Origin of the sequence: Bacillus luti (assembly GCF_009739945.1) — a bacterium.
Classification (GTDB): domain Bacteria; phylum Bacillota; class Bacilli; order Bacillales; family Bacillaceae_G; genus Bacillus_A; species Bacillus_A luti.
Genome location: NZ_CP040336.1, coordinates 5,092,501 through 5,107,500, shown reverse-complemented (window position 1 = coordinate 5,107,500; position 15,000 = coordinate 5,092,501). Strand labels below are relative to the sequence as shown.

The window sequence follows — 15,000 nt, the reverse complement described above, 5'->3', positions numbered from 1 at the left end:
AGCTGCGGATTGATACCAATGGTATCAGTGGTAGGGGAGCGTTCTAAGGACAGTGAAGTCAGACCGTAAGGACTGGTGGAGTGCTTAGAAGTGAGAATGCCGGTATGAGTAGCGAAAGACGGGTGAGAATCCCGTCCACCGAATGCCTAAGGTTTCCTGAGGAAGGCTCGTCCGCTCAGGGTTAGTCAGGACCTAAGCCGAGGCCGACAGGCGTAGGCGATGGACAACAGGTTGATATTCCTGTACCACCTCTTTATCGTTTGAGCAATGGAGGGACGCAGAAGGATAGAAGAAGCGTGCGATTGGTTGTGCACGTCCAAGCAGTTAGGCTGATAAGTAGGCAAATCCGCTTATCGTGAAGGCTGAGCTGTGATGGGGAAGCTCCTTATGGAGCGAAGTCTTCGATTCCCCGCTGCCAAGAAAAGCTTCTAGCGAGATAAAAGGTGCCTGTACCGCAAACCGACACAGGTAGGCGAGGAGAGAATCCTAAGGTGTGCGAGAGAACTCTGGTTAAGGAACTCGGCAAAATGACCCCGTAACTTCGGGAGAAGGGGTGCTTTCTTAACGGAAAGCCGCAGTGAATAGGCCCAAGCGACTGTTTAGCAAAAACACAGCTCTCTGCGAAGCCGTAAGGCGAAGTATAGGGGGTGACACCTGCCCGGTGCTGGAAGGTTAAGGAGAGGGGTTAGCGTAAGCGAAGCTCTGAACTGAAGCCCCAGTAAACGGCGGCCGTAACTATAACGGTCCTAAGGTAGCGAAATTCCTTGTCGGGTAAGTTCCGACCCGCACGAAAGGTGTAACGATTTGGGCACTGTCTCAACCAGAGACTCGGTGAAATTATAGTACCTGTGAAGATGCAGGTTACCCGCGACAGGACGGAAAGACCCCGTGGAGCTTTACTGTAGCCTGATATTGAATTTTGGTACAGTTTGTACAGGATAGGCGGGAGCCATTGAAACCGGAGCGCTAGCTTCGGTGGAGGCGCTGGTGGGATACCGCCCTGACTGTATTGAAATTCTAACCTACGGGTCTTATCGACCCGGGAGACAGTGTCAGGTGGGCAGTTTGACTGGGGCGGTCGCCTCCTAAAGTGTAACGGAGGCGCCCAAAGGTTCCCTCAGAATGGTTGGAAATCATTCGTAGAGTGCAAAGGCATAAGGGAGCTTGACTGCGAGACCTACAAGTCGAGCAGGGACGAAAGTCGGGCTTAGTGATCCGGTGGTTCCGCATGGAAGGGCCATCGCTCAACGGATAAAAGCTACCCCGGGGATAACAGGCTTATCTCCCCCAAGAGTCCACATCGACGGGGAGGTTTGGCACCTCGATGTCGGCTCATCGCATCCTGGGGCTGTAGTCGGTCCCAAGGGTTGGGCTGTTCGCCCATTAAAGCGGTACGCGAGCTGGGTTCAGAACGTCGTGAGACAGTTCGGTCCCTATCCGTCGTGGGCGTAGGAAATTTGAGAGGAGCTATCCTTAGTACGAGAGGACCGGGATGGACGCACCGCTGGTGTACCAGTTGTTCTGCCAAGGGCATAGCTGGGTAGCTATGTGCGGAAGGGATAAGTGCTGAAAGCATCTAAGCATGAAGCCCCCCTCAAGATGAGATTTCCCATAGCGTAAGCTAGTAAGATCCCTGAAAGATGATCAGGTTGATAGGTTCGAGGTGGAAGCATGGTGACATGTGGAGCTGACGAATACTAATAGATCGAGGACTTAACCATATAATATGTAGCAATGTTATCTAGTTTTGAAGGAATATGCCTTCATAGTTTGGTGATGATGGCAGAGAGGTCACACCCGTTCCCATACCGAACACGTAAGTTAAGCTCTCTAGCGCCGATGGTAGTTGGGACCTTGTCCCTGTGAGAGTAGGACGTCGCCAAGCAACTTAAAACACGAGTCATTTGACTCGTGTTTTTTTATTTCCCATGAAATAGATTTGGTTCTGATAGTAAAAATGCTGAAATATAATAAGGGATTTTTTGAGCAGAAATATTTAAAAATTGATAAATAAATGGATAATCTTCGGAGTTATAACTTCCAAGCAAGTCATACCACCAATCTGTTTCATATCGTGAAATCATACTTAAATTATAGAGTAATAAATAATGAACAAGGAGCTCAGGTAATACTGGCTTAGGATTTCTAGGATCGGTTGTAAGTGGTAAATAATAAGTATCCGTAAGGTACTCGTAGTACAAAGGAGTACTATACATAGGGTTCCATGAATTGATAGGTGCTGTAAAAAGTATGTTTGATTCACTCTTCTTTTCAGGGATTTGTCGTATGGATAAGTGCTTACAAGTGGATTCAATATAACGTGAAAATCTCTCTGTAGTCATATGTAGTCGATCGAGTATATTGACGGAAAAAGAGAGTTCATTTTTATTTGTTGAATCGATTTTATATAAAGTCGATCCCTTTTGCCCATAGCGAAATAAATTTTGTAATTCAGGAATATTTCCCATTAAGTCTAACATGTTAAACTTTTCTGCTTCTAGGTGTTTCATGTGAAACAGTTGTTCTGCGACATGAGTAAACAATCCGTTTTTTTGTACCTTGACCTCATCTTCTAAAAATTGATAGCCCTGTTTTTTTCGTTTGCGAGTCGTAACGCCATGAGCTAGAACCGTAGTGGATTCTGGATAGTAAGGATCAATAGTTAGTAAACATGCTTTAAAAAGTTGACTAATCCCATAAAATAACAACATCGGCTGAATAGAAAAGGGAGCTACTTTATATAATTCATAATAATTTTTCCCATGTTCTAAGTAGTAAATAAAGGGGTAACAATTTTCAAAACTTTTTTTTTCGGCATCTTGTATGGAGGATTTTTCATAACAGCGGGCAAGATAATGTTGTACATTTTGAGATGAAAAAAAGAAACTTAATTGCTGCCAAGTACAGGTTGAATGATGCATATATTACGCTCCTTTTATTGTCTAAAAATTCTAACATATATATACTTTCTTGACAGTATTTTAACCAATTGATAAGCTACTAATAATAATTTCTGGTATCATGGGGGGAACAATTATGTGGGAATCTAAATTTGTTAAAGAAGGTTTGACTTTTGATGATGTATTACTTGTACCAGCAAAGTCAGATGTATTACCAAGAGAAGTAAGTGTTAAAACAGTTTTATCTGAAAGCTTACAGTTAAATATCCCGTTAATTAGTGCAGGAATGGATACAGTAACAGAAGCAGATATGGCTATTGCAATGGCTCGCCAAGGTGGTTTAGGAATCATTCATAAGAATATGTCTATTGAGCAACAGGCAGAGCAAGTTGACAAAGTAAAGCGCTCTGAAAGCGGCGTTATTTCAGATCCATTCTTTTTAACTCCAGAACATCAAGTATATGATGCAGAACATCTTATGGGAAAATATCGTATTTCAGGTGTACCAGTTGTAAATAATTTAGATGAACGAAAATTAGTTGGGATTATTACAAATCGTGATATGCGTTTCATCCAAGACTACTCAATCAAAATTTCTGACGTAATGACAAAAGAACAGCTAATTACAGCTCCGGTTGGTACTACACTGGAAGAAGCTGAAAAAATCCTACAAAAGTATAAAATTGAAAAACTCCCTCTTGTTGATAATAACGGTGTACTACAAGGGCTTATTACAATAAAAGATATTGAAAAAGTAATTGAATTTCCAAACTCTGCAAAGGATAAGCAAGGACGCTTATTAGTTGGAGCCGCGGTTGGTGTAACAGCTGATGCTATGACTCGTATCGACGCATTAGTAAAAGCGCAGGTAGATGCAATCGTTCTTGATACGGCTCATGGACATTCTCAAGGTGTTATTGATAAAGTAAAAGAAGTTCGTGCGAAATATCCATCACTAAATATTATCGCAGGAAATGTCGCTACTGCTGAAGCAACAAAAGCATTAATTGAAGCTGGTGCAAACGTAGTTAAAGTAGGTATTGGACCAGGTTCTATTTGTACGACACGCGTTGTCGCTGGTGTTGGTGTACCACAATTAACAGCAGTTTATGATTGTGCAACAGAAGCTCGTAAACACGGTATTCCAGTAATTGCTGATGGTGGTATTAAGTACTCTGGTGATATGGTTAAAGCTTTAGCAGCAGGAGCACACGTTGTTATGCTAGGTAGTATGTTTGCCGGTGTTGCTGAAAGCCCTGGGGAAACTGAAATTTACCAAGGTCGTCAATTTAAAGTATATCGTGGTATGGGTTCTGTCGGAGCGATGGAAAAAGGAAGTAAAGATCGTTACTTCCAAGAAGGAAACAAAAAACTTGTTCCAGAAGGTATTGAAGGTCGCGTACCTTATAAAGGACCTTTAGCAGATACAGTTCATCAATTAGTTGGTGGATTACGTGCAGGTATGGGATATTGCGGGGCACAGGATTTAGAATTCTTACGTGAGAATGCACAATTCATTCGTATGTCAGGTGCTGGTTTACTTGAAAGTCATCCTCATCATGTACAAATTACGAAAGAAGCTCCAAACTACTCATTATAATGTCTTATATACAAATAGACAGAGATTTGATATCTCTGTCTATTTTTTTTTGATTATGTTAGAATAACGGTTATGTGAGTACATAGATATTGGGGGTAGCAAAAGTGAAAGGTATGTTTTGCAAAAGATTCATTGCGTTAGTAACAATGCTTACACTAGCTTGTAGTATGTTGTTACCATATAGCAATGCATCAGCAGAAACAGGAACTGCTTTAAACATTGAAGCAGGTGCAGCAATTTTAGTTGAAGCAAATTCTGGGAAAATTTTGTATCAAAAGAATGCAGATGAATTATTATCAATTGCTAGTATGACAAAGATGATGAGTGAATATTTAGTGAACGAGGCTGTTGCGAAAGGGAAACTAAAATGGGACCAAAAAGTTAAGGTTTCTGAATATGCGTATAAAATTTCGCAAGATCGTTCATTATCGAATGTGCCGTTACGCAATGGTGAGTCTTATACAGTAAAAGAGTTATATGAGGCAATGGCAATTTATTCTGCTAATGGTGCAACGATAGCTTTAGCTGAAGCAGTTGCTGGAAAAGAAGTAGACTTTGTAAAAATGATGAACGATAAGTCGAAAGAGCTTGGATTAAAAAATTACAAGTTTGTAAATTCTACCGGCTTAACAAACAAAGATTTAAAAGGACAGCATCCTGAAGGAACAACTCCAGATGAAGAAAATAAAATGGCTGCGAGAGATGTAGCGATTTTAGCACAACATCTTATTCAAGATTTCCCTAAAACATTAGATATAGCAAAGATTTCAAAAAAGACATTCCGTGAAGGTACTACGGATCGAATTGAAATGATTAACTGGAACTGGATGTTACCAGGTTTATCTAAGGCATACGATGGTGTAGATGGTCTGAAAACAGGTTCAACTCCAGAAGCAGGAGATTGTTTCACTGGTACAATTGAAAGAAATGGTATGCGTTTTATTTCTGTAGTTATTAAAACGAAGTCTCGTGATGCACGCTTTGATGAAACAAAGAAATTATATGATTATGGATTTGCTAATTTTGAAATGAAGCAAATGTATAAAAAAGATTCTTCAGTAAAAGGACAAGAAACATTACGAGTAGAAAATGCAAAAGATAAAGATGTGGCAGTTCAAACGAAACAAGCTGTCTCACTTCCAATGCCAAAAGGCAGTAAAGATATTTATAAAACAGAATTAAAAGAAGCAAATAAAGGACAAGAAGCACCTATTAAAAAAGGCGCTGCACTTGGTCAAATGGTAATTACACCAAAAGACACGAATGATCCTGGATTTTTATCTGGTAAGTCATTGCAAATAGATCTTGTAACAAAATCTGCAGTAGAAGAAGCGAATTGGTTTACTCGTTCTATGCGCGGAATTGGTTCTTTCTTTAGTGGTATATGGAATAGTGCTGTTGATACAGTAAAAGGTTGGTTTTAAGAGCTCCTCATGGTAGGGGCTTTTTTTTATTCCTATTTTTCATACCGACTTTATGAAAAAGTAGTAGACAAGCATCTGATGGTTAGTGGTAGAATGTAAGAGTATTCTTAATTTTCGCCTATAGCGGGGGAAAGCAATTCACCTAGGGGGGTTTTTGTACATGACAAATGTAACAGGGACAGAACGTGTAAAACGTGGAATGGCAGAAATGCAAAAAGGCGGCGTTATTATGGACGTAATTAACGCTGAACAAGCAAAAATTGCAGAAGAGGCAGGCGCAGTTGCCGTTATGGCATTAGAGCGTGTACCAGCAGATATTCGTGCAGCAGGTGGCGTTTCTCGTATGGCTGATCCAACAATTGTTGAAGAAGTTATGGGTGCGGTGTCGATTCCGGTTATGGCAAAATGCCGTATCGGTCACCTTGTAGAAGCACGTGTATTAGAATCATTAGGGGTAGACTATATCGATGAGAGTGAAGTATTAACTCCTGCTGATGAAGTATACCATTTAAATAAACGTGATTACACAGTTCCATTTGTATGTGGTTGCCGTGATATCGGAGAAGCTGCACGTCGTATTGCAGAAGGTGCATCTATGCTTCGTACAAAAGGTGAACCAGGAACAGGAAACATTGTAGAGGCAGTGCGTCATATGCGCCAAGTCAATGCAGAAATCCGTCAAGTTGCAAGTCTACGTGAAGATGAGTTAATGACATATGCAAAAAATACTGGTGCTCCTTATGAAGTACTACTTGAAATTAAACGCCTTGGCCGCTTGCCGGTTGTAAACTTTGCAGCAGGTGGTGTAGCAACACCAGCAGATGCAGCGTTAATGATGCAACTTGGTGCTGATGGTGTATTTGTTGGGTCTGGTATCTTTAAATCAGAGAATCCAGAGAAATTTGCACGTGCAATCGTTGAAGCGACAACTCATTATGAGGATTACGAACTAATTGCAAGCCTTTCTAAAGGATTAGGTAATGCGATGAAAGGTATCGAAATTTCAACGTTATTACCAGAACAACGCATGCAAGAGCGTGGATGGTAATTGAAGGAGAACTTTAAAATGGTGAAAATCGGTGTACTAGGTCTTCAAGGTGCAGTTCGTGAGCATGTAAAATCAGTTGAAGCAAGTGGTGCAGAAGCTGTTGTTGTAAAGCGTATAGAGCAACTTGAAGAGATTGATGGTCTTATTTTACCAGGCGGTGAAAGTACAACAATGCGCCGTCTTATTGATAAGTATGCTTTCATGGAACCACTTCGTACATTCGCGAAGTCTGGTAAACCAATGTTTGGTACATGTGCAGGTATGATTCTTCTTGCAAAGACACTTATTGGTTATGAAGAAGCACATATTGGTGCTATGGATATTACAGTTGAGCGTAATGCGTTCGGACGCCAAAAGGATAGTTTTGAAGCTGCACTTTCAATTAAAGGTGTGGGAGAGGACTTTGTTGGTGTATTTATCCGTGCTCCATATGTCGTACATGTAGCTGATGATGTCGAAGTACTTTCTACACATAGCGACCGAATGGTAGCGGTAAGACAAAATCAATTTTTAGCTGCTTCATTCCATCCAGAATTAACGGATGATCATCGTGTGACAGCATACTTTGTCGAAATGGTAAAAGAAGCGAAAATGAAAAAAGTTGTATAAGTAACTTGCAACTTGTATAAGATTATAGTAAATTGATGATAACAATTTTATAAAATAAGCGTGTTGATAGGAAATAGTAACAAATGTTGTTTCTTATAGAGAGTCGATGGTTGGTGGAAATCGATAGAAACAGTTTGTGAATCCATCCTGGAATGGAATGTGGAATATCTTTATGATTAGTAAACATTCCCGGTGAAGAGCCGTTATTTCTACTTGAGAGGAAGGCGGTAATGCTTTCAACTAGGGTGGCAACGCGGGTTAACTCCCGTCCCTTTATATAGGGACGGGAGTTTTTTGTGTTTTATAAAATAAAAGGAGGAGTATAGAATGCTTGATATTAAATTTTTACGTACGAATTTTGAAGAAGTAAAAGCAAAGTTACAGCATAGAGGCGAAGATTTAACTGATTTTGGTCGCTTTGAAGAACTGGATACGAGAAGAAGAGAGTTACTTGTTCAAACAGAGGAACTAAAAAGTAAACGTAACGAAGTATCTCAACAAATTTCTGTATTAAAGCGTGAAAAGAAAGACGCGGAAGCTTTAATCTTAGAAATGCGCGAAGTTGGCGAGAAAGTAAAAGACCTTGATAATGAGCTTCGTACAGTTGAAGAAGATTTAGAAAGATTAATGTTATCTATTCCAAATATCCCTCATGAATCTGCTCCAGTTGGGGAGACAGAGGATGATAATGTAGTAGCACGTAGTTGGGGAGAAGTGAAGGAATTTGCTTTTGAACCAAAACCACATTGGGATCTTGCTACAGATTTAGGAATTTTAGACTTTGAGCGTGCTGGGAAAGTAACAGGAAGCCGCTTCGTATTTTACAAAGGTGCTGGTGCAAGATTAGAGCGTGCTTTAATTAGCTTTATGCTTGACCTTCATACTGATGAGCACGGATATGAAGAAGTGTTACCTCCGTATATGGTAAACCGTGCAAGTATGACAGGAACAGGACAACTTCCAAAGTTTGAAGAAGATGCATTCCGCATTGAAAGTGAAGATTACTTCTTAATTCCAACAGCTGAAGTACCTGTAACGAATATGCACCGCGATGAGATTTTAAATAAAGAGCAATTGCCTATAAGATATGCTGCATTTAGCTCTTGTTTCCGTTCTGAAGCAGGTTCAGCTGGCCGTGATACACGTGGTTTAATTCGTCAGCATCAGTTCAATAAAGTAGAGCTTGTAAAGTTCGTAAAACCAGAAGATTCTTATGAAGAGTTAGAAAAATTAACAAATGATGCAGAACGCGTGTTACAATTATTAGAGTTGCCATATCGCGTTATGAGCATGTGCACAGGCGATTTAGGATTTACAGCAGCGAAGAAATACGATATCGAAGTATGGATTCCAAGCTATGGCACATATCGTGAAATTTCTTCTTGTAGTAATTTTGAGGCTTTCCAAGCGAGACGTGCAAATATCCGTTTCCGCCGTGAGCCAAACGGAAAACCAGAACATGTTCATACATTAAATGGATCTGGTCTTGCAATCGGACGTACGGTGGCAGCTATTTTAGAGAACTACCAACAAGAAGATGGTACAATTATAATTCCAGAAGTTCTTCGCCCTTATATGGGAGGAAAAACAGTTATTAAGTAAATTTATAAACATTCATCGGTATGAGTGATTGGTAATTATGAGCGTTGTCAGTACTATAATGTAGGAGAGGGAAAGTAAAATTTCCCTTTCCTCATAATTTATTTTAGTAGGGTTGACTAACTGTTTTTCTTTTGATATTATATTTGATGTCAATATGGAGGTATACCCAAGTCTGGCTGAAGGGATCGGTCTTGAAAACCGACAGGCGGCGAGAGTCGCGCGGGGGTTCGAATCCCTCTACCTCCTCCAGATATAATTGACAACAGCGCATATAAGTGGAGATTGGAGAACTCGTTACCAACACGTAACGAGTTTTTATTTTAAAACCAATCATAAAGTATGGTGTAAGGATATATTGTCCTTATTACACACTCATATTCCGATGATTATCTTCATAGATATGAAAGGAGTCAACATGGATCTTATTATACAAACGTTTCCTTTAGATGGAAAAACTTTATATTATGTACAATGTCCTGTCTGTAAGAACAATAGAATTTTAAACAGTGGTGCAAACGTATCACGCATTATTAGCGATGATACATTCCGTAAACTTTGTGGTTGCACTTGCGATGTAAAGCAAACTGCGACAAAAGTAGAGGCACCAAAACAAGTTAAAAAAGAAGCTGTAAAGAAAGAAGCAGCTCCAAAACGTACAGGTAAAGTATTAACAGCGGTAATTAACGGGAAAGAAATGACTGTTAAAGAGATTGCTGAGACATACGATATTAGTACAAGTACTGTTCGTCAGCGTATTAACGCTGGAAAACCTGAGAGTGAAATTATTGCTCCAACAAAAAAGAAGTAATTTAATAGAAAAACCCGTGCGTATGCACGGGTTTTTTATTTTACAAGTTTACGTGATTGTTTCAGAAAATGGCCAATTTTTTTAATGATTGGTTCAATGGAATCGCCATCTTTTAAAATATCGTATTCGTTAATGTTTAATCTTAAAACAGGGCATGAATTAAAGTTGTTAATCCAGTTTTCGTAACGCCCATGCATCTCTTTCCAATACTCAATTGGTGTTTGCTGTTCCATTGGACGTCCGCGTTCTTGGATACGATCAACGATATCATCGAAAGAGCCTTCTAAGTAAATTAATAAGTCTGGATGAGGGAAGTAAGGAGTCATGACCATAGCATCAAATAAACCTTTGTATGTTTCGTAATCCGTTTCCGTCATTGTTCCTTTTTCATGGTGCATCTTTGCGAAAATTCCAGTGTCTTCGTAGATAGAACGATCTTGAACAAAACCACCACCGTATTCAAAAATTCTTTTTTGTTCTTTGAATCGTTCTGCTAAGAAATACACTTGCAAGTGGAAGCTCCAACGAGTGAAATCACCATAGAACTTGTCTAAGTATGGATTGGAATCTACTTTTTCAAATGATGTGCGATAACCTAAAGCGTTAGCTAATGCGGTTGTCATAGTTGATTTACCGACACCTACTGTTCCAGCGATAGTGATGACTGCATCATTTGGTATATCATATTTTTGCCTTAAATTCATTATTATTTCGACTCCTTTAAGAGAGTATTTTGAAGGGTAGATAGGATGACATTTAAATCATCAGGATTTTTTATAAAATCCATATCGTCTCCGTTAAACTTTAACACTGGGATATCTGGATGATCTTGTTTGAAAGTATCCATTGCTGTTTCATAATCTTTTGTGAGTTGTAGCAAGTAATTAGGATCCATATTTTTTTCGAATTCTCTTCCGCGCATTGCGATTCGCTTTTGTAATGTTTCCAGACTAGCTGTTAAATAAACGATGACGTTTGGTACGGGCATATCTTGTGTAAGGATACGATAGATTTGCATGTACTTGTCATATTGAGAATCTTTTAATGTACGTGATGCGAAAATCAAATTTTTAAATATATGATAATCCGCTACCACAGGCTTCTTTTGATTCAAATACTTTATGTTAATATCTTCTAATTGTTTGTATCTATTACAAAGAAAGAACATCTCTGTTTGAAAACTCCATTCATCGATGTCTTCATAAAACTTTCCTAAAAAAGGGTTTTCATCAACGATCTCTTTTAGTAAGTGGAGTTGCATGTGAGTTGAAATCTCCTTCGCAAGTGAAGTTTTTCCAACACCAATTGGTCCTTCAACCGTGATAAATGGTACTCCGGTCACGCTGTTTCCTCCTTTCAATCAGTGATTTACCGTGACTACTAAAAACACAAAACAGAATTATTGTAGCACAAGAGGGAAGCGAGCGGGTTAATTTGATATAAAAAGTTAGAAAATAGATATATGTATTAATTAAATTTTATTTTCGATGACGGTGTTGTAGTTGCTTTCAATGTAGTTTCCATTATTTTTAAAGCGTGAATATTATCTTGGTCGTTGTTGGAGGCGATACAATCTTGCGGTACATAAAGTGTATAATTTCTCATATGAGCGTCATTAGCTGTAAATAGGATACATATATTCCCGGCAACTCCTGTTAATATTAGATTTTCTATTTTTAAATAACCTAGTAAAGAATTCAAAGGCGTTTCATAAAAAGCAGAATAATGTGGTTTAATAAAAATGTAATCATCAGAACTTGGAGCAATCCTATGAATTATATTTTCACTATATTGATTCGTGCAATGAGTAATAAGTTGGTCAATATCAGATCTCCAAAGTTGATAATGGTCATTAACGTAAATTATAGGATAGCCGAAGGACTGCATTTTTTTCTTTAATTGTAAAATCGGGCTTGTTATAACTTCGCATTTTTGGGCTAGAATGGGCCCGTGAGAAAATTGAAAATCATTAATCATATCGATAATGAGCAAGGCAGTATTTTTCATATGTAATCCCCTCTCTTTTTCTTTTAGGGTGGATTGAATTTGTAAAAGTTATCCCATGTGTAGTAAATGGAAATAAGTGTACTTTATTTGTAATGAAAGGACTATGTTATGGAACAAGATCAAGATATTTATTTTATGCAACTAGCGATAGAAGAAGCTCAAAAGGCAGAGGAAATACAAGAAGTGCCGATTGGTGCAGTTATAGTGTTAGATGGTGAGGTAATTAGTAGCGCTCATAATCTAAGGGAAACTGAGCAAAGATCCATCGCGCATGCCGAATTGTTAGCAATAGATGAGGCTTGCAAAAAACTAGGGACATGGCGTTTGGAAGATGCAACGTTGTATGTAACATTAGAGCCTTGTCCTATGTGTGCGGGTGGAATTGTTTTATCGCGAGTGAAGCGAGTGGTGTATGGTGCAAGCGATCCAAAGGGTGGATGTGCAGGGACGTTAATGAACCTTTTAACGGATGAACGCTTTAATCATCAATGTGAAGTTGTAGCTGGAGTATTAGAAGAAGAATGTGGTACGTTGTTAACAAACTTTTTTAGAGAACTTCGTAAAAAGAGAAAAGAGATAAAAAAATTAGAGAAAAGTAACGAGAATTAACACATTTGCATTTTGCAAAAAAACAAGTTATACTGATAATGCCTTTAATGAAGGCAACCGAATATTGGTTTTAACTTTGCCGTGCTAAGCGGGGAGGTAGCGGTGCCCTATACTCGCAATCCGCTCTAGCGAGGCCGAATCCCTTCTCGAGGTTATGCTGCTGTAAGGTCTGCCTTAAGTAAGTGGTGTTGACGTTTGGGTCCTGCGCAACGGGACCCCGTGAACCTTGTCAGGTCCGGAAGGAAGCAGCAATAAGCGGGTCTTCTCGTGTGCCGCAGGAGTGCCTGAACCGAGCTAACTGCTTGAGTAACGCTTATGGTACGTAATCGACAGAAGGTGCACGGCAGTTATATATGTATACAAAACTCACCTTAATACTAAGGTGAGTTTTTTGTATGGAAAATAACTTTTGGAATCTATAAACAGAATGGGTTATAATATATAAGATAATAACCTTTGAGGGAGGCCGTATTTTCGTGTCATACCAAGCGTTATACCGAACATGGAGACCGCAAAAGTTCGAAGATGTAGTCGGTCAAAAGCACGTGACAAAAACGTTGCAAAATGCCCTTCTTCAAGAGAAAGTTTCACATGCTTATTTGTTTTCTGGTCCGAGGGGAACAGGAAAAACGACAATTGCAAAAGTATTTGCAAAAGCAATTAACTGTGAACATGCTCCGGTAGCTGAGCCTTGTAATGAATGTCCTTCTTGTTTAGGAATCACACAAGGATCTATTTCAGATGTATTAGAAATTGATGCGGCTTCAAATAACGGTGTAGATGAAATTCGAGATATAAGAGATAAAGTAAAATATGCTCCAAGTGCTGTAGAATATAAAGTATACATTATTGATGAAGTTCACATGCTTTCTATGGGTGCATTCAATGCGCTTTTAAAAACCTTAGAAGAGCCGCCCGGACATGTTATCTTTATTTTGGCGACAACAGAGCCCCATAAGATTCCGCCTACAATTATTTCACGTTGTCAACGTTTTGAATTCCGAAAAATATCAGTGAATGATATTGTTGAGAGATTATCAACGGTTGTGACAAATGAAGGTACGCAAGTAGAAGATGAAGCGTTACAAATTGTTGCACGCGCTGCTGAAGGTGGTATGCGTGACGCGCTTAGTCTGATTGATCAGGCAATATCTTATAGTGACGAGACCGTTACGACAGAAGATGTACTAGCTGTAACGGGGTCTGTTTCTCAGCAATACTTAGGTAACTTAGTAGAATGCATACGTGAGAATGATGTATCAAGGGCGTTGCGAATCATAGATGAGATGATGGGTAAAGGGAAGGATCCAGTTCGTTTTATGGAAGATTTCATTTACTATTATCGTGATATGCTTTTATATCAAACTTCACCGCAACTAGAACATATGTTGGAGCGGGTAATGGTAGATGAGCAATTCCGTATGTTAAGCGAAGAAATGCAACCGGAAGTAATCTATGAAATCATTCATACCCTTAGTAAAGGCCAACAAGAAATGAAGTGGACAAATCATCCGCGGATTTTCTTAGAAGTTGTTATGGTGCAACTGTGTCAGCAGTTTATGATGCAAGCAAACGGTACAGATCGTTTGCAAGCAATTATGAACAGAATGCAGCAACTGGAGAAAGAGTTAGAACAAGTTAAAAAGAATGGTGTGCCGGCTGGTGTGCAGCAGGAAGTTAGAGAAACACGCGCAACACCAAAGTCAGTGCGGACAGGTAGTATGAAGATTCCTGTCGGACGCGTAAATGAAGTATTAAAGCAAGCGAAGCGTCAAGATTTAGAACAATTAAAGGCTGTATGGGGTGAGTTGTTAGGAAGACTCAAAGCATACAACAAAGTAGCGTTTGCGGTTTTATTAGAAAATAGCGAACCAGTAGCGGCTTCGGATGATACTTACGTTTTAGCGTTCCAATACGAGATTCACTGTAAAATGGCAAGCGAAAATCGAGAAGCTATGGATACAGTGGAACAAGCTTTATTTGAATTGCTAAGTAAAAGATTAAATATGATTGCCATTCCAAAAAGTGAATGGGGTAAAATCCGTGAAGATTTTTTACAGCGTGAAGGCGGAAGTTCTGAAGAAAGCCCAGAGAAAAAAGAAGACCCTCTTATAGAAGAGGCAGTAAAATTAGTAGGGCAAGAACTCATTGAAATAAAAGAGTAATAATAATTAGGAGGAATTAATTATGATGCGTGGCGGAATGGGAAATATGAATAACATGATGAAACAAATGCAAAAAATGCAAAAAGATATGGCAAAAGCGCAAGAAGAACTTGGTGAAAAAACAGTTGAAGGTACAGCTGGCGGCGGTATGATCACAGTTATTGCGAATGGTCATAAGCAAATTCTTGAAGTAAAAGTTAAAGAAGAAGTTGTAGATCCAGAAGATAT

13 protein-coding genes, 1 tRNA gene, 2 rRNA genes, 1 other RNA gene and 1 other annotated feature (2 of these 18 cut by a window edge) are annotated in these 15,000 nt (G+C 39.2%); of the genes, 13 read left to right on the top strand and 4 right to left on the bottom strand.

Annotated features, from left to right (window positions below):
* Together EUC40_RS25865 and rrf are read left to right on the top strand one after the other, a co-directional pair.
* Window positions 1-1,721, top strand: a 23S ribosomal RNA gene (locus EUC40_RS25865); it begins 1,201 nt to the left of the window's first position.
* Between the two features lie 48 nt (window positions 1,722-1,769).
* Window positions 1,770-1,885, top strand: a 5S ribosomal RNA gene (rrf, locus tag EUC40_RS25860).
* Window positions 1,886-1,919: 34 nt separating this feature from the next.
* Here the strand turns inward: rrf and EUC40_RS25855 are convergent.
* The gene (locus EUC40_RS25855; RefSeq protein ID WP_156576872.1) at window positions 1,920-2,921 is read right to left on the bottom strand and encodes a YaaC family protein; all 1,002 of its coding nucleotides are present in this window, start codon (window positions 2,919-2,921) and stop codon (window positions 1,920-1,922) included.
* A gap of 115 nt (window positions 2,922-3,036) precedes the next feature.
* Here EUC40_RS25855 and guaB point away from each other — a divergent pair, with 115 nt between their 5' ends.
* The 7 genes from guaB to EUC40_RS25820 all read left to right on the top strand — a co-directional run bounded on the left by guaB (window position 3,037) and on the right by EUC40_RS25820 (window position 9,991).
* The gene (gene guaB / locus EUC40_RS25850; RefSeq protein WP_000264081.1) at window positions 3,037-4,500 is read left to right on the top strand and encodes an IMP dehydrogenase; all 1,464 of its coding nucleotides are present in this window, start codon (window positions 3,037-3,039) and stop codon (window positions 4,498-4,500) included.
* A 113-nt stretch (window positions 4,501-4,613) separates the two neighbouring features.
* Window positions 4,614-5,924, top strand: coding sequence for a serine hydrolase (locus EUC40_RS25845; RefSeq protein WP_131800844.1), 1,311 nt, complete (start codon window positions 4,614-4,616; stop codon window positions 5,922-5,924).
* Between the two features lie 160 nt (window positions 5,925-6,084).
* Entirely contained in the window at window positions 6,085-6,972 is an 888-nt protein-coding gene (pdxS, locus tag EUC40_RS25840) for a pyridoxal 5'-phosphate synthase lyase subunit PdxS (RefSeq protein WP_000186157.1), read from the top strand.
* Window positions 6,973-6,990: 18 nt separating this feature from the next.
* The gene (gene pdxT / locus EUC40_RS25835) at window positions 6,991-7,581 is read left to right on the top strand and encodes a pyridoxal 5'-phosphate synthase glutaminase subunit PdxT (protein ID WP_156576871.1); all 591 of its coding nucleotides are present in this window, start codon (window positions 6,991-6,993) and stop codon (window positions 7,579-7,581) included.
* Between the two features lie 54 nt (window positions 7,582-7,635).
* Window positions 7,636-7,857: a binding site (T-box leader), on the top strand.
* A 51-nt stretch (window positions 7,858-7,908) separates the two neighbouring features.
* Window positions 7,909-9,183 (top strand): serine--tRNA ligase, encoded by a 1,275-nt coding sequence (gene serS, locus EUC40_RS25830; protein ID WP_071710579.1) that lies wholly within the window; start codon window positions 7,909-7,911, stop codon window positions 9,181-9,183.
* A gap of 156 nt (window positions 9,184-9,339) precedes the next feature.
* Window positions 9,340-9,432: transfer RNA gene (locus EUC40_RS25825), tRNA-Ser, on the top strand.
* Between the two features lie 166 nt (window positions 9,433-9,598).
* Window positions 9,599-9,991, top strand: coding sequence for a sigma factor-like helix-turn-helix DNA-binding protein (locus EUC40_RS25820; RefSeq protein WP_000364204.1), 393 nt, complete (start codon window positions 9,599-9,601; stop codon window positions 9,989-9,991).
* 35 nt (window positions 9,992-10,026) lie between these two features.
* On the opposite strand, the gene EUC40_RS25815 is transcribed toward EUC40_RS25820, so the two are convergent.
* From EUC40_RS25815 to EUC40_RS25805, 3 genes are all read right to left on the bottom strand, one after another.
* A complete protein-coding gene (locus EUC40_RS25815; RefSeq protein WP_001053589.1) occupies window positions 10,027-10,695 on the bottom strand; it encodes a deoxynucleoside kinase in 669 nt (222 codons plus the stop codon).
* Between the two features lie 2 nt (window positions 10,696-10,697).
* Entirely contained in the window at window positions 10,698-11,333 is a 636-nt protein-coding gene (locus EUC40_RS25810; protein WP_000148213.1) for a deoxynucleoside kinase, read from the bottom strand.
* A gap of 125 nt (window positions 11,334-11,458) precedes the next feature.
* Window positions 11,459-11,998, bottom strand: a complete 540-nt coding sequence (locus EUC40_RS25805; protein WP_156576870.1) for a cysteine hydrolase family protein — start codon at window positions 11,996-11,998, stop codon at window positions 11,459-11,461.
* 108 nt (window positions 11,999-12,106) lie between these two features.
* On the opposite strand from EUC40_RS25805, the gene tadA reads away from it, so the two are divergent.
* The 4 genes from tadA to EUC40_RS25785 form a co-directional block, all read left to right on the top strand.
* Complete coding sequence (gene tadA / locus EUC40_RS25800) at window positions 12,107-12,607, top strand: tRNA adenosine(34) deaminase TadA (protein ID WP_071710582.1); 501 nt, start codon at window positions 12,107-12,109, stop codon at window positions 12,605-12,607.
* A gap of 79 nt (window positions 12,608-12,686) precedes the next feature.
* An RNA gene (gene ffs / locus EUC40_RS25795) (signal recognition particle sRNA large type) lies at window positions 12,687-12,951 on the top strand.
* Window positions 12,952-13,083: 132 nt separating this feature from the next.
* Window positions 13,084-14,772: a DNA polymerase III subunit gamma/tau gene (gene dnaX / locus EUC40_RS25790; protein ID WP_156576869.1), complete on the top strand. Its 1,689-nt coding sequence runs from the start codon at window positions 13,084-13,086 to the stop codon at window positions 14,770-14,772.
* A gap of 25 nt (window positions 14,773-14,797) precedes the next feature.
* Window positions 14,798-15,000, top strand: the 5' portion of a protein-coding gene (locus EUC40_RS25785; protein WP_170930109.1) for a YbaB/EbfC family nucleoid-associated protein. 124 nt of this gene lie beyond the right edge of the window; 203 of the gene's 327 nt are visible here — the first part of the coding sequence; the start codon lies at window positions 14,798-14,800; its stop codon lies off the right edge, out of view.

Coding starts and splice junctions, on each gene's coding strand:
- EUC40_RS25855 (WP_156576872.1), bottom strand. CDS start 2,921: ATGCATCATTCAACCTGTACTTGGCAGCAATTAAGTTTCTTTTTTTCA.
- guaB (WP_000264081.1), top strand. CDS start 3,037: ATGTGGGAATCTAAATTTGTTAAAGAAGGTTTGACTTTTGATGATGTA.
- EUC40_RS25845 (WP_131800844.1), top strand. CDS start 4,614: ATGTTTTGCAAAAGATTCATTGCGTTAGTAACAATGCTTACACTAGCT.
- pdxS (WP_000186157.1), top strand. CDS start 6,085: ATGACAAATGTAACAGGGACAGAACGTGTAAAACGTGGAATGGCAGAA.
- EUC40_RS25820 (WP_000364204.1), top strand. CDS start 9,599: ATGGATCTTATTATACAAACGTTTCCTTTAGATGGAAAAACTTTATAT.
- serS (WP_071710579.1), top strand. CDS start 7,909: ATGCTTGATATTAAATTTTTACGTACGAATTTTGAAGAAGTAAAAGCA.
- EUC40_RS25815 (WP_001053589.1), bottom strand. CDS start 10,695: ATGAATTTAAGGCAAAAATATGATATACCAAATGATGCAGTCATCACT.
- EUC40_RS25805 (WP_156576870.1), bottom strand. CDS start 11,998: ATGAAAAATACTGCCTTGCTCATTATCGATATGATTAATGATTTTCAA.
- tadA (WP_071710582.1), top strand. CDS start 12,107: ATGGAACAAGATCAAGATATTTATTTTATGCAACTAGCGATAGAAGAA.
- pdxT (WP_156576871.1), top strand. CDS start 6,991: ATGGTGAAAATCGGTGTACTAGGTCTTCAAGGTGCAGTTCGTGAGCAT.